Genomic DNA, 21119 nt, shown 5'->3' with positions numbered 1-21119 from the left:
AGAAAAAGAGTTGCAAAGACGCAAAAAACATGGCCGTGTTTGCTCCTCCTCCGATGCTGCTCTACTAAAATGAGTCCTTGGGCGGCATGCCATTCGACCTTAGTCGCACGCAGCGGCTCATCTGCAAACAAGGTCGAATTTCACGATGGTTTTCCCTGAGCTAAGACCAGAGCCAGCATCAGAAGGAGGAGACGATGGGTCTTGTGTTTTTCAACACAGCGCTGGCTGGCCTGACCGCAGGTGGCATGGCGTTTTCGCACGGAGACGTCGCCCCGCGACCTGCTGGCCGCGATGGCCGACGGCGGGGAAGGTGATGCCGCAGCGCTTCAGTCGGATCGCAACCAGATTGCCGGCACTGTGGAAACAGGATCGGGCGCCCTGCGGCTGACAGCGTGGCCTTTCGCGCCGCTGTTCTGATCTCGGGCGACAGCCCTGATTTCTCATAGGCGGCGGAGCAACTGACAATTGGATTGTCTGCCGCGCAATAGGACGGCAGACTGAGACACATGATCGGACGCACATTTTTTTTCTCCCTGTTGGCTGCCACTCTTTCAACCGGAATGGCGATGGCCCGATGCGAGGATCGTGTACCTCAACCCAAACCACAAAACGCCAGCCGGGATATCGTTGGCGCTGATCTCGATACCATCGTCGCGCGCGGCTATATCAAATTTGCGGCTTATGACGACTTTGCCCCGTGGTCGTATGAGAGAGACGGCAAGAGACAGGGCGTGGATATCGACACCAGAACATTGATCGCCGAAGAGCTGGGTGTTGACGCGCGTTTCAATCTGGTGGCTGCCGGCGAAAACCTTGAGGCCAGGCTGACGCCAGAGCTTGACATCCATACCCCACCCCTGCCCGGTTTTGCCGTCAGTCCATGGACCACTGGCGTGGCCGTTCATTTCACCTATCGCGGCCTCGGCTATGCTGTGGACGATGCCATTTACGCGGCGTTGCAGGATGGGCGCATCGCCGAAATCTTCAAACGTCACGGCCTTACACATTCGCCGCCCATGCTGCGGTGACTACACCCAAGGTCTTATAGGCAAGGCTGCGAACACCGCGTAGCGTACCAAAAATATACTTGGAGAAGTGATATGGAACTCAATGACAGCCGCGTCATCGCCGCGCCGCGTTCCAAAGTCTGGGCCGCGCTTTTGTCGGCAGATGTTCTGAAGGAATGCGTGCCGGGATGTCAGGAGATGACAGGCTCGGTCGAAGACGGGTTCGAGGCCACCGTCGTGCAGAAAGTAGGCCCGGTCAAAGCGACGTTCAAAGGCTCTGTGACCCTTTCTGATCTCGTGGAGCTTGAAAGCGTGAAGTTATCGGGTGAAGGTAAGGGAGGAGCCGCCGGATTTGCCAAAGGCGCGGCCGACGTCACCTTGTCGGATGCCCCCGAAGGCACACTACTGACCTACGCGGTCGATGCACGCGTCGGTGGCAAACTGGCTCAGTTGGGGGGCCGCGTGATTGATGGGGTTGCCAGAAAAATGGCCGACCAGTTCTTTGAGAACTTCCAGAACGCGGTCGAACCTCAGGATGTGCCCGAGCCCGAAACCTCGGAAGAAGGCGAGACCGGGGAAAAAAAGAAAGGTTGGATCAAGCGCGTGTTAGGCGGTTGATCCTTTGGAATTCAGGGAGGAGAAAGTCATGAAAATTTCCATGACCGTGAACGGCAAAGCCGTAAGCGGAGACGTCGAGGGCCGGACATTGTTGTCCGGTTTTCTGCGCGATCATCTGTCTTTGACGGGCACGCATGTGGGGTGCGACACCGCGCAATGTGGAGCTTGCGTGGTGCATGTGAATGGCGAAGCGGTGAAATCGTGCAACATGCTGGCCGCCGAAGCAGATGGGGCCGATGTCGGCACGATCGAAGGCCAGGCAACAGCGGATGGCTCACTGAACGTGATACAGCAGGCGTTTCAGGATCACCACGGTCTGCAATGCGGATTCTGCACTCCGGGCATGGTGATGAGCGCCGCCGCGCTGCTGAAAGAGAACCCGCGCCCAACCGAGGCCGAAATCCGGAAGTATCTGGAGGGCAACCTGTGCCGCTGTACTGGGTATCACAACATCGTCAAAGCGATCATGGCCGCATCCGGCCAGGACGTGGGCAGCATCGCTGCGGAATGATGCCGCTGCGGGTGTCGGAAACACGCCCGTGGGATGAGTGAGGGATGCAGCAGCATCCGTTTATGGGAGGAGAATAAGCAATGCCCAAAGACAGTGGCATCGGAGCCAGTTCCAAGCGGCGCGAGGACGTACGCTTTCTGACCGGAGCAGGCAATTATACCGACGACATCAACGTACATGGCCAGGCCTATGTGCATTTTCTGCGGTCCGACATCGCGCATGGCCGGATCAAGTCCGTGGACACTTCGGCGGCCGAAGGCATGCCGGGAGTGGTCAAGGTGTTTACCGGCAAGGATTTCGAAGGCGTGGGCGGCATGCCCTGCGGCTGGGAAGTCACCGACAAGCACGGAGCTCCGATGCAAGAGCCCCCTCACCCCATTCTGGCGCAGGGCAAAGTGCGCCATGTGGGCGACCCGATCGCGGCCGTTGTGGCCGACAGCCTTGAGCAGGCCCGCGATGCGGCTGAGGCCATCGAGGTGGATATCGAGGAACTGCCCGCGGTGATCGACATGAAAGCCGCCGCGCAGGATGGCGCGACCCTGGTCCATGACGATCTGAAAAACAACATCTGCTATGACTGGCAGCTGGGTGAGGCGGACGACGCCAAGGTGAACGAGGTGTTTGCCAACGCCGCGCATGTCACCACTCTGGAACTGGTGAACAACCGTCTGGTTGCAAACCCGATGGAACCGCGCGTGGCCGTGGCGGAATACAGCCGGGGCACGGATGAGTATACGCTCTATACCACGTCGCAGAACCCGCATGTGATTCGGCTGCTGATGTGCGCCTTTGTGCTCGGCCTGCCCGAACACAAGGTCCGCGTCGTGGCGCCGGATGTGGGCGGCGGTTTCGGCACCAAGATTTTCCACTATGCGGAAGAGGCATTCTGCACCTTTGCCGCCAAGGCCTGCAACCGCCCGGTCAAGTGGACGGCCAGCCGGTCCGAGGCGTTCATGTCGGATGCACAGGGCCGCGACCATGTCAGCAAGATCGAGCTGGCGCTGGATGCCGACAACAATTTCGTCGGCCTGCGTACCAACACATATGCCAATCTGGGCGCGTATCTATCCACCTTTTCCAGCTCGGTCCCGACCTGGCTGCACGGCACGCTGATGGCGGGCAACTACAAGACGCCGGTCATTCAGGTAAACGTGAAGGCGATGTTCACCAACACGGTGCCGGTGGACGCCTATCGCGGCGCGGGCCGCCCCGAAGCGACATACCAGTTGGAACGTGTGATCGACAAAGCCGCGCGCGAACTGGGTGTCGATCCGATCGCCCTGCGGCGACAGAACTTTGTCACCCAGTTCCCCTATGACACGCCGGTGGCGCTGACCTATGACACCGGGGATTACAACGGGACGATGGACAAGCTTGAGGCTGCGGCTGATCTGGCGGGCTTTGCAGCACGACGCGCGCAGAGTGAGGCCAAAGGCAAGCTGCGCGGTCTCGGCGTCAATTGCTATATCGAGGCTTGTGGTATCGCGCCTTCGAATATCGTCGGCATGTTGGGAGCCCGTGCGGGACTTTACGACGCGGCGACAGTTCGGGTGAACGCCACCGGTTCGATAAGTGTGATGGTTGGCGCACACAGCCACGGGCAAGGCCATGAAACAGCATTCCCGCAGGTCGTGGCCGACATGATCGGCATCGACGAGTCAATGGTCGAGATCGTGCACGGGGACACTTCGAAGATCCCGTTTGGCATGGGCACCTATGGCTCACGCTCGCTGGCGGTCTGCGGCTCGGCTATGGTCAAGGCCACCGAGAAGGTGATCGACAAGGCCAAAAAGATTGCAGCCCATTTGCTGGAAGCGTCCGAGGCAGATATCGAACTTAAGGACGGTCAGTTCAGTGTTGCGGGGACCGACAAGTCGGTGGCGTGGGGGGATGTGACCCTTACGGCTTACGTACCGCACAACTATCCGCTGGAAGTTGAACCGGGACTGGAGGAAACCGCGTTTTACGACCCGGCCAACTTTACTTTCCCGGCAGGGGCTTATGCCTGTGAGGTCGAGGTTGATCCAGACACAGGTCAGGTCACGATTGAGAAATTCACGGCTGCGGATGACTTTGGCAATATCGTCAATCCAATGATCGTTGATGGCCAGGTGCATGGCGGTATTGGTCAGGGCATCGGTCAAGCCCTGCTGGAGAACTGTGCCTATGACGAGAACGGCCAGCTGCTGAGTGCGTCCTTCATGGACTATGCGATGCCGCGTGCGGATGACGTGCCATTCTACGGCGTAGATCATTCCAGCCAGACGCCGTGTACGCACAATCCGCTTGGTGTGAAGGGTTGCGGCGAGGCCGGTGCGATCGGCTCACCGCCTGCGGTGGTCAACGCGGTGCTGGATGCGTTGAACTCAGGTGGAAGGGCTGTTGATCATATCGACATGCCGATGAGCCCGTCACGCGTTTGGACGGCGATGCATGGTTGAGAGGTTAAGGTGCGAGGGGCCAGCCCCTCGCGCTCCCCGGGATTTTTATAGCCAGATGAAGGGCGGATCAGCGCCTTTTCGGAAAGGAAGAACGAAATGTACAATTTCGAGTTTGAGAAGCCCTCGACCATTGCTGACGCGGTTGCAGCATTGGCAGCAGAGGATGCGCAGGCGTTGGGAGGCGGACAGACGCTGATCCCAACATTGAAGCAACGGTTGGCGGCCCCGTCCAAGTTGGTGTCGGTGAGCGGAATTCCCGAGATGCAAGGCGTTTGCATCGAGGATGACGGATCGGTGTCGATCGGTGGCGCGACGCCCCACGCTGTCGTCGCCCGCGAGGCCGTGGGCTCGTATCCAGCGCTTGCAGCGCTGGCCGGTCAGATTGGCGATCCGGCAGTTCGCAACCGCGGGACGATTGGCGGCTCGGTTGCCAACAATGACCCTGCGGCCTGTTATCCGGCAGGGGTATTGGGTTCAGGGGCGACTATCCTGACCAATACCCGCCAGATTGCCGCCGATGACTTTTTCCAGGGAATGTTCACGACAGCACTGGATGAGGGTGAAATCATCACATCGGTCCGTTTCCCGGTGCCGCAAGCGGCGAGCTACCGGAAGTTCCTTCAGCCAGCCTCGCGTTTTGCGCTTGTCGGGGTCTACCTGGCCCGCTTTGCGGACGGGGTGCGCGTCGCGGTAACCGGCGCGAGCGAGGGCGGCGTTTTCCGGTGGTCCGAGGCTGAACAGGCGCTGAACAAGGAATTTCGCCCTGATGCCCTTATGGACCTGCGCGTAAACCCGGCGAACATGATTGCGGATCTGCATGGGAGCAAGGAGTATCGAGCGCATCTTGTTTCGGTCATGACCAAACGCGCGGTTGAAGACTGCTTGTAAAGAATTGTTCGGGAAAATCGAAAAGCCCCGGTGTGATACGGGGCTTTTTAACCTTGAAGCATGACTACTTTCCCATTGGGGCGAACACAGATCGCGATGCCATCACCTGCTGCCTGCGCAAGGGTCGCTGCTATTTCAGCCTCGGAAGCATGACGGAATGCTGTTGAAAGCGCGTCTGCCGTCGTAGCATCCGGTGCCTGGACACTGACCGTTGACCAAAGCGGTGCGTTTCCGCCCATCGAGTCGATGATGTGAGCGCCGCCCGACCGCAGGCGCATGACGTCAGCGCTGGACGTAGCAATGGCGCGGTCCTTCAAATGCGTGACTTCGACAAGTCGGTGCACTGGATCCGTGACGCCCAGCAGCCGCTGACGACCACTTGCATAATATTCTCCGATATTGACCAGAACCTTTTCCCACCCGGCTTTGCGCAAGGCGCGAACGACCAGATCGGTGGCGAAACCTTGAGCGATGACGTTCAGGATAAGCGCTTGATCAGGGCCCAATTGCACGAGTTCCTTAGTTAGACCTACGCGGTTCCATCCGATCAGCCTTCGCGCGTGTTGAGCCTCATTCTCGGACGCGGCAAGCCAAATTGGCTGAACTGTGGGATCAAAGCGACCATTTGTGAGGTCGTAAGCCGCGCTGCACGCTGTCAAAAGAGACACAAAAGTGGGATCGGGGCTTTTGAAATACCCTTTCCGGTGGAGCTCCGACAGGGCAGAGTTCGGGCGATACAGGCTGAAGAGCGCCTCGCATTCCTCCAGAATGGATCGCAGAGCGGCAATGGCATGTTCTGCCTCCACAGGGTCAGCATCCAGTGTCAGGCTGATTTCGGCCCCCATGGCGTAGCAACGCCGACGGATAGGCTGTGCATGAGACGGAGATGCCAGTGCTGCGGCAGATATGGCCAGAAAGCGGCGACGGTTGATCATTCGGCTGCAACCTCTCTCGTGCGGCGGCGAGCCGCGACGATCAGGGGAACGCAGCGGTTGCGGTCGTTATATATGGCGACGCAGTCGAGATACTGAAAACACTCATCAAACTGAATTTGCCCGGCTTGCGTGATCGCGCCAAATTTGCATTTGACCTTGCGTAGCTGACAGGGTGACCCGCATTCGGCGCGGCGTTCGATACAGTCGCGGCCCCGAGGCAACCCACCGATCGCAAGGAACGCGCCCAAGGGGCAGGCATATCGGCAAAAGCCCTTGAACACCGCCATTCCCAGAACCAGCCAGAAGATGGCGTAGGCGACATAATACCATTCGCGAAAAAAGAAGGTCGTGATCGCTGTTTTGAAGGGCTCAACCTCTGCCGCTTTGTCGACCTGATCAGGTGCGGCAAAGACAACGCAAGCAAGGCCGTCAGTACCGCGTATTTCAACCATTTCAGACGGTTGCCCATTTTTTTGACGGTTCAACCTGAGGGATACGAAGGGCTTTGCCCAGATGATGTGCGAATTCCCGAAGGGCACCGAAAGGGCTAAGCCATCCGCAGAACAATCCCCTGCCCCAAGCAATCAAACCCGCAAGAGTCACGGCCCAGATCAGCGACGAGAACGGATCATAGAGCAGGAAGGCAGAACTGCCGCCGTCCAATGCCGTGCGCAATGCCCCCAAGACCGTGACGATCCATAGCTGCCCTTGCCCCCACCAACCCACGAAAACTGTGACAAGGGCAAGAACGCCAAGACGTACGGGAGTGAACAATGGTCGCGCCGCAAGGGCATTCATTCGCAGGGCCTAAACGGCCAACAGTGCAGCCAGAAACACACCCAGGAAAACCAGATCCAACCGGCGATTTCGCAGCGCTTCAAGCCAGGGCGGTGCCGGAACAATCTGTTCTGGTCGATCAAAGAACCTTTCAGGTGAGATATGTGCAACATCCAAAGTGACGGATCCTGTTTCAGGCTGGAACATGCCATGTTCGCGAACTGCAAGAACCTTCAACACCCATTCTCGGGAAGGTTCGAACCCCAGGCGCCGGTCGGTGCGCAGGATCATGGCAACGCCATCTGGCATGTTATCCGCCAACTCGACCAGCAGATCGGCATCACGCAGAGCGACCGGCAATCCGCTCTGCTCGGCCGAAATCCAGTCCGGCGCGGTATTGCGTACAAAGTCTTCGCTGACCGGACCATGGCGCACCGTTTCGATCACAAGGATCAGCTCGTCATTGTCCGAAATTTCCATGAAGCGCTGCAACTCTTCATAACTGTCCGTGGTCAAGGCAGCGCGAGCGATGGCTTTTGGGCCCACATCCACGACCCACAGATCCAGATAAGGGTCGTCGGGACTGTACTGCGGCTCGGGATCGTCATCTTCCCAAAGGGTGCCATCGAACAGAGCGTCAACTTGCGCATTCGTGTAGACCTTGCATGTGGCGATGCCCTGATCGATCAGATCCTGCCAGTTGAGTTCTTCTTGATAATCGGGATCCGGAAATGCAGGCGGCGCGGTTGCCAATCCCTGCATTTTCTCGCGCGCGACTGTCAAAGCAGCGCCCATGACCGATTCATGCACGATCCGCACAACTTGCCGTCGCCTATGTAACCCCGTCCAGATAGACCAATGACGACCCGCTTGCTGCATCGCCGTACGGGGATCCGACAACGATAGAATCCGAGATCGAAAGGCCCCTGTATTGCTCGAAGAATTTGTGGAAAGGGAGCTCTCCGAGTCCTGAAATAAAGATCGGTTCGTTATGTTCAATCAACTGCACGTCAAGAAAACGCCCTTCAAGATCCAGCACGATCAACATGTTGATTGGTGCGCCTGAAAAACCGGGCAATGGCGCCATGGGTTTCGATTCAAAGACATAGCCTGCATCGGCCCCGCCGGAGTTCAGCAGACTGTAGACGCCGTTTTCGTACAACGCCGCCCCCAATGCGAACGGCGCGCGGATGTAGGATTCGATATCATCGCGCGACACAGGTTCGGCCAAAATCACCAGGCCGCCGAAAAGCAGCATCAGAATACCTGTGAGTACGCGCATGATCGAAAGACTAACTTTCCACCCTTCGCCGGGACATTCGACGATAGTTCTAAGTCCCTGCCCGCGGCCCTAAGGCAGTCCTGCATCCAAAGTTGCAGCCGCAAGGAAATCGACCGTGACAGGTGATGCGGCCCTCGCCGGTCCGGTGCGCAAACTGTCACCTCAGCAGCCAGAGGTGGCGGAAGTACGGGGTATTCGGCCAGTCGATAGGGGGCAGACCTGGTTGGCCGTTCATTACGGCATTAGCCCCGGGGTGATATTGGGGTTTTTCACGTCAAAGGCGACGCTTTACCGAAAAAGAACAGGCCGCCCAGTTAGGGCGGCCTGACCAGGTTTTTTCTTGTGCCTACGCCTTACTCGGCTGCCTGCGCGCTGTTGGCAGAGTGCTTGTCACGCTGACTGTCGCGGAACAGCGCCTTGGCCAGCGATACGCACATCAGGCCCATCACCATGGTGAACGGAAGCGCACCGATGATCATGGCATTGCGCAGCGCATCCATAGGGTTGTTTTCACCCGCCGCCAGGATCAGCGCGCCGATCACTGCCGTCAGGATCACACCCCAGATGATGCGGTGCTTGATACCGGTTTCCTGGCTACCACCCGACATGATGGTATTCATCACCAGAATACCCGAGTCCGCCGAGGTTACCAGGAAGGTCATGATCAGGATCACGCACATGACGTTCAGCATGGACAGCAGCCCACCATCGATCATGAAGGACAATGTCGTGAACAGCTTGTTGGTGTTCGATGCGCCGATGATCGCACCTTCTGCCGCGCCTGCCAGTTCCAGATCGATCGCTGTGCCGCCCAGAACGGTCATCCAGGCAAAGCACACCAGCGCAGGCGCGAACACGCAGCCCAAGATGAACTCGCGGACGGTCCGACCCTTGGAGATGCGCGCCAGGAAAAGCCCCACGAAGGGCGAGAATGCGATCCACCACGCCCAGTAGAAGGTGGTCCAGCCTGCCTGCCAGCCAAACTGACGACCTTGCTCACCCGCAGCGTAGGCCGCGGCCAAGGTTGCTTCGTCCAACTCGGCCGCTGCACCTTCCAGACCGCTTTTGAAGCCGTCGAAGCTACCCCAGGCATTGGTCGCCCCACCCATCAGATCTGCGGCATGTGCTTGCGCCTCGGCTGGCAGAGCCGCTGCGAATGCTTCGGCCGACAGCGGGCCATAGGCATTGAAGCTGAGCGACAGGAAGTGCAGGATGTAGTCGATCATCGCAGTGCCATAAGTGGTCATGGCAAAGACAAACGAACCGAAGACCACGAAAGTGCCCAGCAGGATGATCGACAGCACCAGGTTCAGGTTGGACAGGTACTTGACACCCCGGCCGACACCGGAAACCGCCGAAATGATCGACAGGCCCATGATAACGACCAAGCCTGAAATCAGACCGACCTTGCTGGGGGTCGGCACCTCGCCGCCCAGATCCATGATCCACTGCATGCCGGTGATGGCATAAAGGCCGTCGATGAACTGGCTGACGCCATAGCCGATGGTTACGGACACGCCGAGGATCGTTGCGACAACGCCCAAAACGTCAACCACGTGGCCGAAAAAGCCGTTGACGAAACGGCCAAACAACGGTGTCAGCGCAGAGCGGATCGTCAGAGGCATGTCGCGTGTATAGGCGTAGTAGGCCAGGGACAGGCCGGTTACCACATAGATCGCCCAGGCGTGAAAGCCGTAGTGCAGGAAAGTGAAACGATAAGCCGATTGAACGGATTCAGGGTCATTTCCTGCAACTTCACCCGACAAAACCACAGGATTAGACCCCCAAAGGCCCAGCGGTTCTGCTGTGGCGAAAACCATGAGCCCCACACCAAGACCGGCACCAAACATCATGGAGAACCATGAGAAGTTCGAAAACTCGGGCTTTTCCCCCGGCGTTCCCATGATCCTACGACCCGTGGACGGAATGATCGCAACAACGGCAAGGAAAAAGAAGAAAAAACCGACAATGACGATGTAGAAGCTGTTGAAGACTTCCAGCAACTGGCTGTTCAGGCTGCCCAATGTGCTGTTTGCATTCGCTGGGAAAACCAGAGCCCACAGCACCAGCCCGACCATGATGGCTTTGCTGATCAGGGCAATTGGGACGCTGTAGTTTTCATAGAATCCGGAATCAGCCGTTTCTATTTCAACGTCCGTGAAAGGTTCGGGTATCGACATATCGCACGTTCCTCCTCGAGTGTGTCGTTCTTTGTTCTTCTGAAAAAATGCTGGAAAACATCGCGTTGCACGACGTGGACAATCATGCACGATGCACGAACCGATGTTGAGTTGTGTTCAGCCCAAACTTGGGCTTGCAGTAACAACGCTTGCTCCCATTACGTCTCTTACTGCAAATTTCCTCCCGATTGCTCGCTGCCTGCTGTCACCACCGATCCCGGTGATAAGTCAGCCTGTGGTTGAATGTCGTCGCAGCATCTTAAGTGGTTATTGGGTTTCCAGTTTCGAAAAACCTATAGCAAGGGTGAGATGTTCTAACCTGAGAATCCGACACTTCGATCACATGAAGCGACCACCGAATTCACTCGATTGCGATGTTAGCGAGAACAATGCGACGACATGATTTGTTGTGACCACTACGTCCTTCACAGCTTCAGGACCAGTTTATCGGACTTGGCCCGCGAAACGCAGGTGCACAGGAATTCGTGGCTTTCCTGCTCTTGCGGTGTGAGTATTCCGTCGCGGTGATCGACCTGCCCTGACACTACGTCAACAATGCATGACCCGCACAACCCTTCAGAGCAGCCGAAATCGACCTGCACGCCGTTGTTTTGCAATACTCCGAGAATAGTTTCCTCTTTTCCGACCGTGTAGACCGCGCCGGTTGACTGAATTTCGATCTGAAATTCCGCGTTTGGATCGTGGTCGATGTCAGAAGCGGGTGCAAATCGTTCAAAATGGATTGCCCCGCCACGCAAGGATGCACCTGCTTCCAGAACAGCGTTCAGCATCGGTTCAGGTCCGCAGGTATACACATCCGCACCGACGGGCATCGATTGCATGACCGATGCCAGATCAAACCAGCCGTCTGTGTCATCGCAATGCAAATGATACCATTCATCCAGCCCAAGGGCCCTGAACTGCGCGTCCATCGCTGCAAATTCTCTTGACCTTACAAGGTAGTAGACCCGAAAATCCTGCCCGCGGTTCATCAATTCCCGCGCCATTGCAACCAGCGGAGTTGCCCCGATGCCGCCTGCGATCAACGTGACATGCCGATCGTGGTTTTCGAGTTTGAAGTGATTCCGCGGCCCGCCTATTTCGACCATCGCCCCTTCTTGAAGCGCGTGCATGGCCACCGAGCCGCCACGCCCTTCATCTTCGCGTTTGACGGCGACATTGATTGCGCGGCCGTCCTGACTCCAGCTCCACAGTGAATACTGCCGCACCAGATCGTCGGCCAGATGGATATCGACATGTGCGCCGGGTTGAAGGCTTGTGAAGCGGCCGTTTTCGATTTCAAAGCAAAAATCGGACGTGTCCGGGCTTAGCCGTGTTTTGCGCACGAGGCGGGCAACTTGTGTATCCATCACACATCCTGTTCGTTCTCGGTCGACTTTGGTCCTGTACCCGATCGCAAACAGCAGGAAAAAACATAGATTTCAATTGCAAAATTTCTCACATTCGGATGAATGTAACTCACCTCTACCTTTTGAGCAACGCAGCAACCATGTCACGACGCCACTATAATCTTCCACCTCTCACGACCTTGTCGGCCTTCGAGGCCGCCGCGCGGCATCTCAGCTTCAAAGAAGCGGCCAGCGAACTGTCGGTTACGCCGGGCGCTGTCAGCCACCAGATAAAGGCGCTGGAAAGTGAACTGGGTTCGGCGCTGTTCGTCAGAAAGCACAGGGGCGTGGAACTGACCGAGGATGGCCAGGACCTGTTCGAGGTGCTCGGTTCGTCGTTCCGGCAGATATCGAAGGTGCTCGAAAAGATTCGCAGCGGCGATTCAGAAAATCCAGTGACGGTCGGGTCCACTACCGCTGTGGCGGCGTTGTGGCTTTCTCCGTCGGTCATCCGGTTCTGGCAGGACTACCCGCACGTGAAAGTGAACCAGATGGCACAGGACAAGCCATTCTCGGACAGGCCGGATATCGACTTTTTCATCCGCTACGGTCGTGACGTGAACTCGCAGCTGAACCATACTAAACTGTACCGCGATACTCTGACGCCGGTCTGTAGCCCCGAGATGGCCCTGGAACTGAAGGGGGCAAGCCTGGAAGACCTGGTCGAACGTCGCCTGATCCACCTTGAAACGCAGGACAACACCTGGACCACCTGGCCATCTTGGTTTCACGACCTCGGATATACCGGAGTTGTACCGGTACAGTCGCGCGTAAACAGCTATGCTCTGGCGTTGCAGTTGGCCCGCAAAGGGGCCGGGCTTGCATTGGGGTGGCAACGCTTGATCCAGCCCATGCTGGCATCAGGAAAACTTGTTGTGCTAGAAGAATTCAGCATCCCTGCCCCGAACAACTTTTACCTCGTCGGTCGCCCGGACGACCAGCTGACAGAAGGTGCCCTGGCGCTGAAAAACTGGTTGCTGGATGAATTGTCCGGCGGTTCGGTTTAGTCTGCCTCAATCGGCCATGAGGTTTTTTGATATTGAATGAAGCCGGCTCGACCGGCCAATGGGGGTAACGTTCAACACATTCCGAATTACTCAGGAGCAACCGATGAACAAGCATTCAGCGCTTTCGTCTGTTCTGACCCCGGTAAACACCGCCAAGGGCCTGCCGAACGAGCATTATATCGATCCCGATATCTTCGCCGAGGAACGGGAGGCGGTTCTGTTCGCGAACTGGTCGGGCATCGGTTTTGGCAAGGACATTCCCGAAGCGGGTGATGCCTTTCCGATCGACTTTCTCGGCGTGCCGCTTCTGATGGTGCGCGACCGTGACGGACAGATCGGCGTTTTCCAGAACACCTGCCGCCATCGCGGAATGATCTTGGTCGACAAGCCGCAGAAAATCCGCGGCGCGATCCGTTGCCCCTATCACAGCTGGTGTTACGGCCTGAATGGCGAGCTGCGCACGGCGCCGCATGTCGGAGGCCCCGGACAGAACACGCATGAAGATCTGGACTTTGCTGAACTGGGCCTGATCCGCATACGTTCCTATGTCTGGCGCGATGTTGTCTTCGTGAATGTGGATGGCAACGCCCCGGAGTTCGAAGAGGTTCATGGCGAGCTGATGGAACGCTGGAAAGATTTTGAACAGCCCATGTATCATGGCGGTGCCGGCGCGTCTGTCCGGCTCGAGCTGAAGTCGAACTGGAAACTGGCGGTCGAGAATTTCTGCGAAAGCTATCATCTGCCCTGGGTTCACCCGGGTCTCAACAGCTATTCGCGCCTGGAAGACCACTACAACATCAATGAACTGGGCAAGTATTCGGGTCAGGGCACCTATGTCTATCGCCAGTTCGAAGGTCAGAACGGCGAAAAACTGGATGACTTCCAGAATCTGAGCGAAAAGTGGAACGAAGGGGCGGAATACATCGTCGTGTACCCGAACACCTTGCTGGGTGTTCAACGCGACCATGGATTTGCCTTCATCATCGATCCGATCACGCATGAACGGTCAAACGAAAGGATCGAGCTGTACTACGCCAAAAAACCGGAAGACGCACCCGAGCACGAAGCGTTGCGCGCAAAGAACGCGCAGCTTTGGAAAACCGTTTTCGAAGAGGATGTGTTCGTGGTCGAGGGCATGCAGAAAGGCCGTCACGGTGTCAAATTCGACGGCGGCCGTTTCTCGCCCGCGATGGATGGCCCAACGCATTGTTTCCACCACTGGGTGGCCACTCAGATCGAAAAAGCCCGTGCCGAGGCATAGGCGGCTTTCCGGCCGGATCATGGGCTGAGGGCGCCACGGATGTATCCTGCGCGGTCATTTGCAATCAGGAACATCGCAGATGCAGGCGATGTTCCAAGATTGCGCAAAGACGCGTGCGGATGCGTGTGATGGGTTCATCAAGGGCCGGTCCGCATCGTTGACGGCGCTGGGAAATCAGGATTCAGGCGCAAAAAGGTAGAAAGCGTATGATGATTACGTACAGGCCAACACACTTAGCGTTTCCGGTAAGAGGCTGACCTTGGATCTGCAAGAACTCGACAAGCACCTGTTGCAGGCTCACGCGGATAATGATGTGCCTGCGCTGATCCGGCTGTACCACGAGGCAGCCGACCGGGCCGAGCAAAACCAGGATCTCGACGCTGCTTGTTTTTACCTTACACATGCGTTTGTGTTCGCGCTGGAATACGGCGCGCCCGAAGCAGATGAGTTGAACCGAAAACTATACGAGCGCGGCCGCGCCCATCGTTTGGTGTTCTGACGAAATCGGTGTAGTTGGGGTATCGTGCTGGCAAAGAGACAAAGCATGACCCATTTTACCTTTCTGTGCCTCGAAGATTTCCCGCTTGCTGCCCTGTCCATGGCCATCGACCCGCTGCGCGTGGCCAATGAGATCAGCCGCAGCGATGGTCTTGGCTGGACTGTCGTTTCGGAAGATGGACAACAGATCATGTCCAGCTCACGCCTCAGCATCAACCCTGACAAGGCATTGTCCGAGGTGGAGGAAACCGACGTCGTGCTGGTCTTTGCCGGGGCCTCAGCCCGGTTGAAGGATCGCAAGGCTTCGGGCGGAGCGCTGCGACGGCTTTTGTCCCGTGGCGCGCGGATCGGTTCGGTCAGCGGTTCACTTTTTGCGCTGGCGGAAGAAAAGTTCTTCGATGGTTACAGCTGTAGCGCGCATTTCTGCTATACCGCTGCGTTGAAGGAACAATTCGACAGGGTGAACCTGTGCGACACGCTCTATACGATAGATCGCAACCGAATGTCCTTTGCCGGGACTTCAGCGGTTTTTGAATTCATGCTGGGCGTGATTTCGGATGAGGTGTCCGATGCGGTTGCCGTCGAAACGGCCTGCTGGTTCCAATACGCGACTTTGCGTGATGCGGATACGTTGCAGGTTTTGCCGGGCTACAGCAAAAATCAGACCCGCAATGCCCTGCCGCGCCCGGTGCGGCGGGCCATCGAGTTGTTTGCAAACAACATCGAAAACAAGATCTCGATCGAGCAGGTTTCGAAACGCGTTGGCATGTCCATCCGGCAATTGGAGCGGCATTTCAAGAAGGAAACCGGGATCAGCCCCGGAGGGTACTATCGCAGACTGCGACTGGATGCGGCGCGGCAGAAGCTGCTTTACACCGATCAGCCTTTGCAGGAAATCGCGCTTTCGGTCGGGTATGACAGCGCCAGTTCGTTTTCAAGCAACTATCGGCGCGCATTCGGTCTGCCGCCAGCTCAGGAGCGCAAGGAACGAAGCCGCGGCGCCAGACACGCGGCTTTGTCCTTAGGACACCGTCCTTCACAGGGCCCTGGCCACCTCAATCAGCATGTGGTGAACTGAAATCGCATAGCTGCGTGGCGCGTAGATCGAAAAATCCGTTCTCGCCTCATTGCAGCGCAGCAGGCACCCCACATGATGGATTGCGGTGCGGTTGAAGGCTCCGGCCTGCATCTGCTCGACATCCAGAACGGTCAGGCGTTGCAGCAAGACGGTGGCACCCTGCCCGGTCATGTCGATGCGTGTGAACGCGTCCGACTGATCGGTCACCGACGCCATGCCGACCAGCTCGGTTTCCATACGCCTGGCCAACTCCAACGGGCCTGCAAAAGCTTCTTCGCACAGGTACTGATCCGGGCCCAGCCAGTGCAGGCTGCTGGTTTCGCCCTTTTCCCACCGCCCCGCCTCAGGCACAGGGATTCCGCAAACGGTTTGAAGTTTGGTTTTGACGGTTTCCTCGTGTCCCAGCCTGGCTGAGACGGATGCCAGTGCCACATCCTCTCGTTCCTGAAAGGTCAGAGTTCCGACCACGTCCCGTTTGGGTTCACTGCCGCCAATGGCGGTCTTGGCAACAAAATCACGCACGGAGCCGTTCTCCTTCGGGGTCAACGAAATGCGCGCTGACAAGCGTCGCTTTGATGTTGGTGTCATCCACCGGGCTGACAATCTGCACAGTGTCGCCCAATCGCTGCGCCCCGCGTTTTACAAAGGCCAGTCCGATGCTGCTGGACAGGTGCGGCGAATAGGCAGCCGATGTGACATAGCCCAGATCGTTTTCCGGCAGGTGTGGCGCATCCTCGTCGAACACATGGCCTCCGGCCAGCACGGCATCGGCGTTGTTGACCGGCTGAATGCCGACCAAAGCCAGACCATCCGGATCGGTGAGAGCTTCGCGTGCGCTGAGCGTCGCACCGATACTGTCTTTCTGGGTTGAGACCATGCGCCCCATGCCCAAATTGTGGGCGCTGGTGGTTCCGTTCAGTTCGTTTCCGGTGGCATGGCCCTTTTCAATCCGCAGAACGCCAAGCGCTTCGGTGCCATACGGCGTTACGCCAAAGGGCTCTCCAAGCGCCATCAGATGTCGGATCAGCGCGTCACCGTACCGGGTAGGAACAGCCAGCTCATAGGCCAACTCACCCGAGAACGAGATGCGGAACAGCCGCGCCGGGACCCCCCCGGCAATGGTCACCTCGCCACACGCCATAAAGGGAAAACCTTCGTTGCTGATGTCATGGCCGTCATCAACGACCCTTTGCAGCAACTCACGGGATTTCGGGCCCGCTATGGCATATTGTGCCCAGGCGTCGGTGGTCGAGATCATCTGCACATCCATGTCCGGAAACAGGCATTGATGCACGAACTCCATGTGGCGATAGACACCAACCGCGTTTGCGGTTGTGGTGGTGACCACAAAGTGATCTTCGGCCAAGCGGGCGGCAGTGCCGTCATCCATGGCTATGCCGTCTTCGCGCAGCATCAAGCCATAACGGGTTTTGCCCACCGGCAGTTTGGCAAAGCCGTTGCAATAGATCTTGTTGAGGAATTCCGCGGCATCCGCGCCCTGCACGTCGATTTTGCCCAGCGTGGTCACGTCGCAGACGCCGACACCGCTGCGTACGGCCAGAACTTCGCGATCCACGGATTCGCGCCAATGGGTCTCACCAGCCTTGGGGAACCATTGCACACGCAGCCATAGGCCCACCTCGACGAATACCGCGCCCTGTTCTTCGGCCCATTGATGGCTGGGCGTCAGTCGCGTGGGTTTGAATTCTTTTCCGACCGAGCGCCCGGCCCAGGCCCCCATCGCCACGGGCGTGTAGGGTGGCCGGAAGATGGTCGTGCCGGTTTCTGGAATGCTCTTGCCGGTGATCTCGGCCATCACGGCCAGCGCGCCGACATTCGCGGTTTTGCCCTGATCGGTCGCCATGCCAAGGGTGGTATAGCGTTTCAGATGCTCGACACTGCGGAAGCCTTCCTGTTCGGCCAGTTTGACATCCTTGACGGTCACGTCATTCTGGAAATCCAGCCAGGCGCGGCCTTTGCCGGGCACATGCCACAACGGGGTGATGCGGATCTCATCATCCTCGGCTTTCGGCAGGTCGACCGGGCAGGCCCTGATCCCCAGCCCGTCAAGCGCCGCAAGTGCCGCATTGGTGCCCGAGGCGATCGCCCCGTGGCTGGTCAGGTTGCCAGCGGCGGCACCGGCGACACTCATACCCTTGGGCAGTTCGGCAGGTGGGATGAAGGCTGCAAGCGGTTCGAACCATTGCGGGCGGCCGCGCTGATGGCATGTCAGTTGCACATTCGGATTCCACCCACCCGAAACGCCCAGACCGCTTACTTCGATGGGGCGGGTTTGACCATCGGCCATCTGCACGGTGATCGATTTCAGCCCCAAACGGCCCTGCGTATTCGTGACCTGCGCCCCGGCCAGCAATTCACATTCGGCAATGCGCGGTGCATCGTGGCGCGGGTCGATCACGGCAACAACATTGATCCCGGCTTTGATCAAATCCTGTGCGGCGCGGTGTCCTTCGTCATTGTTGGTGAAGATCGCCACGCGCTGGCCCGGTGTCACGGCCCAGCGGTTTGCATAGGCCCGCATCGCGCCCGCCAGCATTATGCCCGGTCGGTCGTTGTTTTCGAAAGCAATCGGACGTTCGGCAGAGCCGGCACAAAGCACCGTGTGCTTCGCGTAGATGCGCCACAAAATCTGGCGTGGTTTCCCCGCCTCGGGCACCGCAAGGTGATCCGAGACCCGCTCAAGCGCGCCGTGAATGCCGTGATCATAGGCGCCGAACACGGTGGTGCGCGTCAGAAGGCGCACGTTGTCCATCGATGCCAGCTCTCCCAGTGTCTGCGCGACCCAATCGGCATTCGAAATGCCCTCGAACCGGTCACAGTCAGACAACAAACGCCCACCCATCCGGCTGTCTTCGTCGGCCAGAATGACCCGCGCGCCAGACCGCGCCGCCGTCAACGCCGCGATCAGGCCGGAGGGACCGGCGCCGATAACCAGGACATCGCAATGCAAATAGCCCTTGTCGTAGATATCCGGGTCGGCCTCCTGCGTCAGGCTGCCCAGACCGGCCGCCTTGCGGATCATCGGCTCATATAGCTTTTCCCAGAACGCCTTAGGCCACATGAAGGTCTTGTAATAGAAACCCGCCGTCAAAAAGGGCGAGAGCCGATCATTGATCGACAGCGCATCGAAGGCGAGCGAGGGCCAGCGGTTCTGCGATGTCGCCTCGAGCCCGTCGAACAGTTCGACCGTGGTCGCGCGTGTGTTGGGCTCCTGCCTGTTGCCTGTGCGCAGCTCGACCAGCGCGTTGGGCTCTTCCGAACCCGAGGCCAGCACACCGCGTGGACGGTGGTATTTGAACGAACGGCCAACCAGGCGCACGTCATTGGCCAGCAGCGCCGAGGCCAGCGTATCACCCTGATAGCCTTCGTAGGATTTGCCATCGAAGGTAAAACGCAGCTTTTTGGACCGGTCGATCAGACCGCCCTGCAAACGATTGTTCTGGGTCATTTTCCCCGTCCCGTCTTGCGGGCTACATCCCGCGCCAGTTCTGTAGCCAGAATTTCATGGGTCAGCGTGTCGCGTGTCACAACCAGCCACGAGCGGTCGCCCTGCTCGTGAAACCACAGCTCTCGGTGGGTTCCTGCCGGGTTGTCGCGCAGGTAGACATAGTCGTGAAACTCGGCGGCGGCCGTGTCGGATTGCCAGTCGGGCCGATTGATCAGACTCGCGTCGCCCAGATAGGTGAATTCGGACGCGTCACGCGGGCCAAGCAGTGGATGATTGATGATCATGTCCGGGCCTCCTCAGTGCAGGTTGGGCTGTGCGCCCACGCCTTTTTCGTCAATCATCTGCCCGGTTCTGAACCGGTCCAGACGATAGGCAGATGCAACGTCATGCGGTCGGTCGGTGGCCATCAGATGCGCGAAACAAAAACCAGATGCTGGCGTTGCCTTGAACCCGCCGTAGCACCAGCCACCATTGAAATAGAGCCCTTCAATTCCGGTGTGATCAATGAACGGCGAACCATCCATCGACATATCCATCACGCCGCCCCACATCCGCAGCAGGCGCGCGCGACCGATCATCGGCATCAGGGACATGCCACCTTCGGCCACGTCCTCGACCACAGGCAGGTTGCCGCGTTGTGCATAGGTGTTGTAGCCGTCGATATCGCCGCCAAAGACCAGACCGCCCTTGTCCGATTGGCTGACATAGAAATGTCCGGCGCCATACGTGATCACCCCGTCAAGCACCGGTTTCAGCCCTTCGGTCACAAAGGCCTGTAGCACGTGGCTTTCGATCGGCAGGCGCATCCCCGCCTGTGCCATCACGCGACCGGAAGACCCGGCAACCGCCACGCCCACCTTCTTGGCGCCGATGTAACCCCGTGTGGTTTCAACGCCCAGCAGTTTTCCGTTTTCGATGCGGAACCCGGTGACTTCGCAATTCTGGATGATGTCGACCCCCCGTTGATCCGCGGCACGGGCATAGCCCCAAGCGACACCGTCATGACGCGCCGTACCACCGCGGCGATGCAACAGACCGCCTTTGATCGGAAAGCGCGCATCGTCAAAGTTCAGGAACGGATACATCGCGCGAACGCCCTCTGCATCCAGCAGTTCGGCCCCAGAGCCGGTGAACATCATCGCGTTGCCACGACGACGATACGCGTCACGCTGCGCGTCCGTATGACAGAGGTTCAGAATACCGCGCTGACTGACCATCGCATTATAGTTCAGGTCCTGTTCAAGATTTTCCCACAGTTTCAGCGACAGCTCATAGAATGGCTGGTTGCCATCCAACAGGTAATTGGCGCGAATGATCGTTGTATTGCGCCCGACGTTGCCGCCACCGATCCAGCCTTTTTCCAGAACGGCCACCTTGGCGGCGTTGTGTTCCTTGGCCAGATAATATGCCGTCGCAAGGCCATGGCCGCCGCCGCCAATCACGATGAAATCATAGCTTGATTGAGGCTCGGGATCACGCCAAGCCGGTGTCCAGCCCCGGTGCCCGTTCAAAACCTGCCGCATGATCGCGAGTGCCGAATACCGCATGAATTTGTGTCCTTAACCCTCAGTGCGCCGAAGCATCATGTGCCGCCGGAAAAGCCCCAGTCACGACGTAATCCGTCACGGAGTTTATCGGTTGCGACAATTTTCAGACCGGTATTGGGATTGATTGGCGCGCGACCGGGCAATTTTCCGGGTGCCCACCATGACCGCAGCGTTGAGGTTGCAGGATAAAAAGCAACGCACCTGGTGCGAA

21 protein-coding genes are annotated in these 21119 nt (G+C 58.2%); 10 read left to right on the top strand and 11 right to left on the bottom strand.

Annotated elements, in window-relative coordinates; translation table 11 throughout:
* Positions 1-240: 240 nt before the first annotated feature.
* The 6 genes from GS605_RS08690 to GS605_RS08665 all read left to right on the top strand — a co-directional run bounded on the left by GS605_RS08690 (position 241) and on the right by GS605_RS08665 (position 5465).
* Positions 241-417: a hypothetical protein gene (locus GS605_RS08690; protein ID WP_171723721.1), complete on the top strand. Its 177-nt coding sequence runs from the start codon at positions 241-243 to the stop codon at positions 415-417.
* Between the two features lie 89 nt (positions 418-506).
* Positions 507-1028, top strand: a complete 522-nt coding sequence (locus GS605_RS08685) for a transporter substrate-binding domain-containing protein (protein WP_171723720.1) — start codon at positions 507-509, stop codon at positions 1026-1028.
* 72 nt (positions 1029-1100) lie between these two features.
* Positions 1101-1625, top strand: a complete 525-nt coding sequence (locus GS605_RS08680; RefSeq protein ID WP_171723719.1) for a CoxG family protein — start codon at positions 1101-1103, stop codon at positions 1623-1625.
* A 28-nt stretch (positions 1626-1653) separates the two neighbouring features.
* Complete coding sequence (locus GS605_RS08675) at positions 1654-2136, top strand: (2Fe-2S)-binding protein (protein ID WP_152460328.1); 483 nt, start codon at positions 1654-1656, stop codon at positions 2134-2136.
* A gap of 80 nt (positions 2137-2216) precedes the next feature.
* Entirely contained in the window at positions 2217-4577 is a 2361-nt protein-coding gene (locus GS605_RS08670; RefSeq protein ID WP_171723718.1) for a xanthine dehydrogenase family protein molybdopterin-binding subunit, read from the top strand.
* Between the two features lie 96 nt (positions 4578-4673).
* Positions 4674-5465 (top strand): xanthine dehydrogenase family protein subunit M, encoded by a 792-nt coding sequence (locus GS605_RS08665; RefSeq protein ID WP_171723717.1) that lies wholly within the window; start codon positions 4674-4676, stop codon positions 5463-5465.
* 47 nt (positions 5466-5512) lie between these two features.
* Here the strand turns inward: GS605_RS08665 and GS605_RS08660 are convergent, their stop codons facing one another.
* From GS605_RS08660 to GS605_RS08645, 7 genes are all read right to left on the bottom strand, one after another.
* Complete coding sequence (locus tag GS605_RS08660; protein WP_171723716.1) at positions 5513-6400, bottom strand: FAD:protein FMN transferase; 888 nt, start codon at positions 6398-6400, stop codon at positions 5513-5515.
* Positions 6397-6852 carry a hypothetical protein gene (locus tag GS605_RS21235; RefSeq protein WP_371807740.1) on the bottom strand — a complete coding sequence of 152 codons (456 nt, stop codon included), beginning with the start codon at positions 6850-6852 and terminating at the stop codon, positions 6397-6399. Before GS605_RS21235 ends, GS605_RS08660 begins: the two co-directional genes overlap by 4 nt.
* Before the next feature lies 1 nt (position 6853).
* Positions 6854-7198, bottom strand: coding sequence for a 4Fe-4S binding protein (locus GS605_RS21230; RefSeq protein ID WP_371807739.1), 345 nt, complete (start codon positions 7196-7198; stop codon positions 6854-6856).
* Between the two features lie 9 nt (positions 7199-7207).
* A complete protein-coding gene (locus GS605_RS21225; RefSeq protein WP_371807738.1) occupies positions 7208-7972 on the bottom strand; it encodes a hypothetical protein in 765 nt (254 codons plus the stop codon).
* A gap of 37 nt (positions 7973-8009) precedes the next feature.
* Positions 8010-8459 carry a hypothetical protein gene (locus tag GS605_RS21220; protein WP_371807737.1) on the bottom strand — a complete coding sequence of 150 codons (450 nt, stop codon included), beginning with the start codon at positions 8457-8459 and terminating at the stop codon, positions 8010-8012.
* 353 nt (positions 8460-8812) lie between these two features.
* Entirely contained in the window at positions 8813-10639 is a 1827-nt protein-coding gene (locus tag GS605_RS08650; RefSeq protein ID WP_171723715.1) for a BCCT family transporter, read from the bottom strand.
* 425 nt (positions 10640-11064) lie between these two features.
* Positions 11065-12009 carry a PDR/VanB family oxidoreductase gene (locus GS605_RS08645; RefSeq protein ID WP_171723714.1) on the bottom strand — a complete coding sequence of 315 codons (945 nt, stop codon included), beginning with the start codon at positions 12007-12009 and terminating at the stop codon, positions 11065-11067.
* 140 nt (positions 12010-12149) lie between these two features.
* Between GS605_RS08645 and GS605_RS08640 the strand changes: the two genes are divergently transcribed.
* From GS605_RS08640 to GS605_RS08625, 4 genes are all read left to right on the top strand, one after another.
* On the top strand, positions 12150-13055 hold the full coding sequence (locus tag GS605_RS08640; protein ID WP_171723713.1) for a LysR substrate-binding domain-containing protein: 906 nt from the start codon (positions 12150-12152) through the stop codon (positions 13053-13055).
* 103 nt (positions 13056-13158) lie between these two features.
* A complete protein-coding gene (locus GS605_RS08635) occupies positions 13159-14316 on the top strand; it encodes an aromatic ring-hydroxylating dioxygenase subunit alpha (RefSeq protein WP_171723712.1) in 1158 nt (385 codons plus the stop codon).
* 259 nt (positions 14317-14575) lie between these two features.
* Positions 14576-14815: a hypothetical protein gene (locus GS605_RS08630; protein WP_171119331.1), complete on the top strand. Its 240-nt coding sequence runs from the start codon at positions 14576-14578 to the stop codon at positions 14813-14815.
* Positions 14816-14860: 45 nt separating this feature from the next.
* The gene (locus GS605_RS08625; protein WP_171723711.1) at positions 14861-15892 is read left to right on the top strand and encodes a GlxA family transcriptional regulator; all 1032 of its coding nucleotides are present in this window, start codon (positions 14861-14863) and stop codon (positions 15890-15892) included.
* Here the strand turns inward: GS605_RS08625 and GS605_RS08620 are convergent.
* Genes GS605_RS08620 through GS605_RS08605 form a run of 4 tightly spaced genes read right to left on the bottom strand, consistent with a single transcriptional unit; the run spans position 15851 to position 20908 of the window.
* The gene (locus tag GS605_RS08620; RefSeq protein ID WP_171723710.1) at positions 15851-16414 is read right to left on the bottom strand and encodes a sarcosine oxidase subunit gamma; all 564 of its coding nucleotides are present in this window, start codon (positions 16412-16414) and stop codon (positions 15851-15853) included. The two genes, GS605_RS08625 and GS605_RS08620, sit on opposite strands and share 42 nt — an antisense overlap.
* A complete protein-coding gene (locus GS605_RS08615; RefSeq protein WP_171723709.1) occupies positions 16407-19361 on the bottom strand; it encodes a sarcosine oxidase subunit alpha family protein in 2955 nt (984 codons plus the stop codon). The genes GS605_RS08620 and GS605_RS08615 overlap by 8 nt, the downstream gene beginning before the upstream one ends.
* Complete coding sequence (locus GS605_RS08610; protein WP_152460339.1) at positions 19358-19645, bottom strand: sarcosine oxidase subunit delta; 288 nt, start codon at positions 19643-19645, stop codon at positions 19358-19360. Before GS605_RS08610 ends, GS605_RS08615 begins: the two co-directional genes overlap by 4 nt.
* 12 nt (positions 19646-19657) lie before the next feature.
* Positions 19658-20908 carry a sarcosine oxidase subunit beta family protein gene (locus tag GS605_RS08605; protein WP_171723708.1) on the bottom strand — a complete coding sequence of 417 codons (1251 nt, stop codon included), beginning with the start codon at positions 20906-20908 and terminating at the stop codon, positions 19658-19660.
* Positions 20909-21119 lie beyond the last annotated feature (211 nt).

The sequence above is a fragment of the Ruegeria sp. HKCCD7559 genome (genome assembly GCF_013110575.1).
Lineage (GTDB): Bacteria > Pseudomonadota > Alphaproteobacteria > Rhodobacterales > Rhodobacteraceae > Ruegeria.
Note: the sequence above shows the minus strand (reverse complement) of the source record. Positions and strands in the feature narration are given on the sequence as shown.

Bases quoted from the DNA above. Each gene is read 5' to 3' on its own strand.
- GS605_RS08685 (WP_171723720.1), top strand. From the start codon at position 507: ATGATCGGACGCACATTTTTTTTCTCCCTGTTGGCTGCCACTCTTTCA.
- GS605_RS08680 (WP_171723719.1), top strand. From the start codon at position 1,101: ATGGAACTCAATGACAGCCGCGTCATCGCCGCGCCGCGTTCCAAAGTC.
- GS605_RS08675 (WP_152460328.1), top strand. From the start codon at position 1,654: ATGAAAATTTCCATGACCGTGAACGGCAAAGCCGTAAGCGGAGACGTC.
- GS605_RS08670 (WP_171723718.1), top strand. From the start codon at position 2,217: ATGCCCAAAGACAGTGGCATCGGAGCCAGTTCCAAGCGGCGCGAGGAC.
- GS605_RS08665 (WP_171723717.1), top strand. From the start codon at position 4,674: ATGTACAATTTCGAGTTTGAGAAGCCCTCGACCATTGCTGACGCGGTT.
- GS605_RS08660 (WP_171723716.1), bottom strand. From the start codon at position 6,400: ATGATCAACCGTCGCCGCTTTCTGGCCATATCTGCCGCAGCACTGGCA.
- GS605_RS21235 (WP_371807740.1), bottom strand. From the start codon at position 6,852: ATGGTTGAAATACGCGGTACTGACGGCCTTGCTTGCGTTGTCTTTGCC.
- GS605_RS21230 (WP_371807739.1), bottom strand. From the start codon at position 7,198: ATGAATGCCCTTGCGGCGCGACCATTGTTCACTCCCGTACGTCTTGGC.
- GS605_RS21225 (WP_371807738.1), bottom strand. From the start codon at position 7,972: ATGGGCGCTGCTTTGACAGTCGCGCGCGAGAAAATGCAGGGATTGGCA.
- GS605_RS21220 (WP_371807737.1), bottom strand. From the start codon at position 8,459: ATGCGCGTACTCACAGGTATTCTGATGCTGCTTTTCGGCGGCCTGGTG.
- GS605_RS08650 (WP_171723715.1), bottom strand. From the start codon at position 10,639: ATGTCGATACCCGAACCTTTCACGGACGTTGAAATAGAAACGGCTGAT.
- GS605_RS08645 (WP_171723714.1), bottom strand. From the start codon at position 12,009: ATGGATACACAAGTTGCCCGCCTCGTGCGCAAAACACGGCTAAGCCCG.
- GS605_RS08640 (WP_171723713.1), top strand. From the start codon at position 12,150: ATGTCACGACGCCACTATAATCTTCCACCTCTCACGACCTTGTCGGCC.
- GS605_RS08635 (WP_171723712.1), top strand. From the start codon at position 13,159: ATGAACAAGCATTCAGCGCTTTCGTCTGTTCTGACCCCGGTAAACACC.
- GS605_RS08625 (WP_171723711.1), top strand. From the start codon at position 14,861: ATGACCCATTTTACCTTTCTGTGCCTCGAAGATTTCCCGCTTGCTGCC.
- GS605_RS08615 (WP_171723709.1), bottom strand. From the start codon at position 19,361: ATGACCCAGAACAATCGTTTGCAGGGCGGTCTGATCGACCGGTCCAAA.
- GS605_RS08610 (WP_152460339.1), bottom strand. From the start codon at position 19,645: ATGATCATCAATCATCCACTGCTTGGCCCGCGTGACGCGTCCGAATTC.
- GS605_RS08605 (WP_171723708.1), bottom strand. From the start codon at position 20,908: ATGCGGTATTCGGCACTCGCGATCATGCGGCAGGTTTTGAACGGGCAC.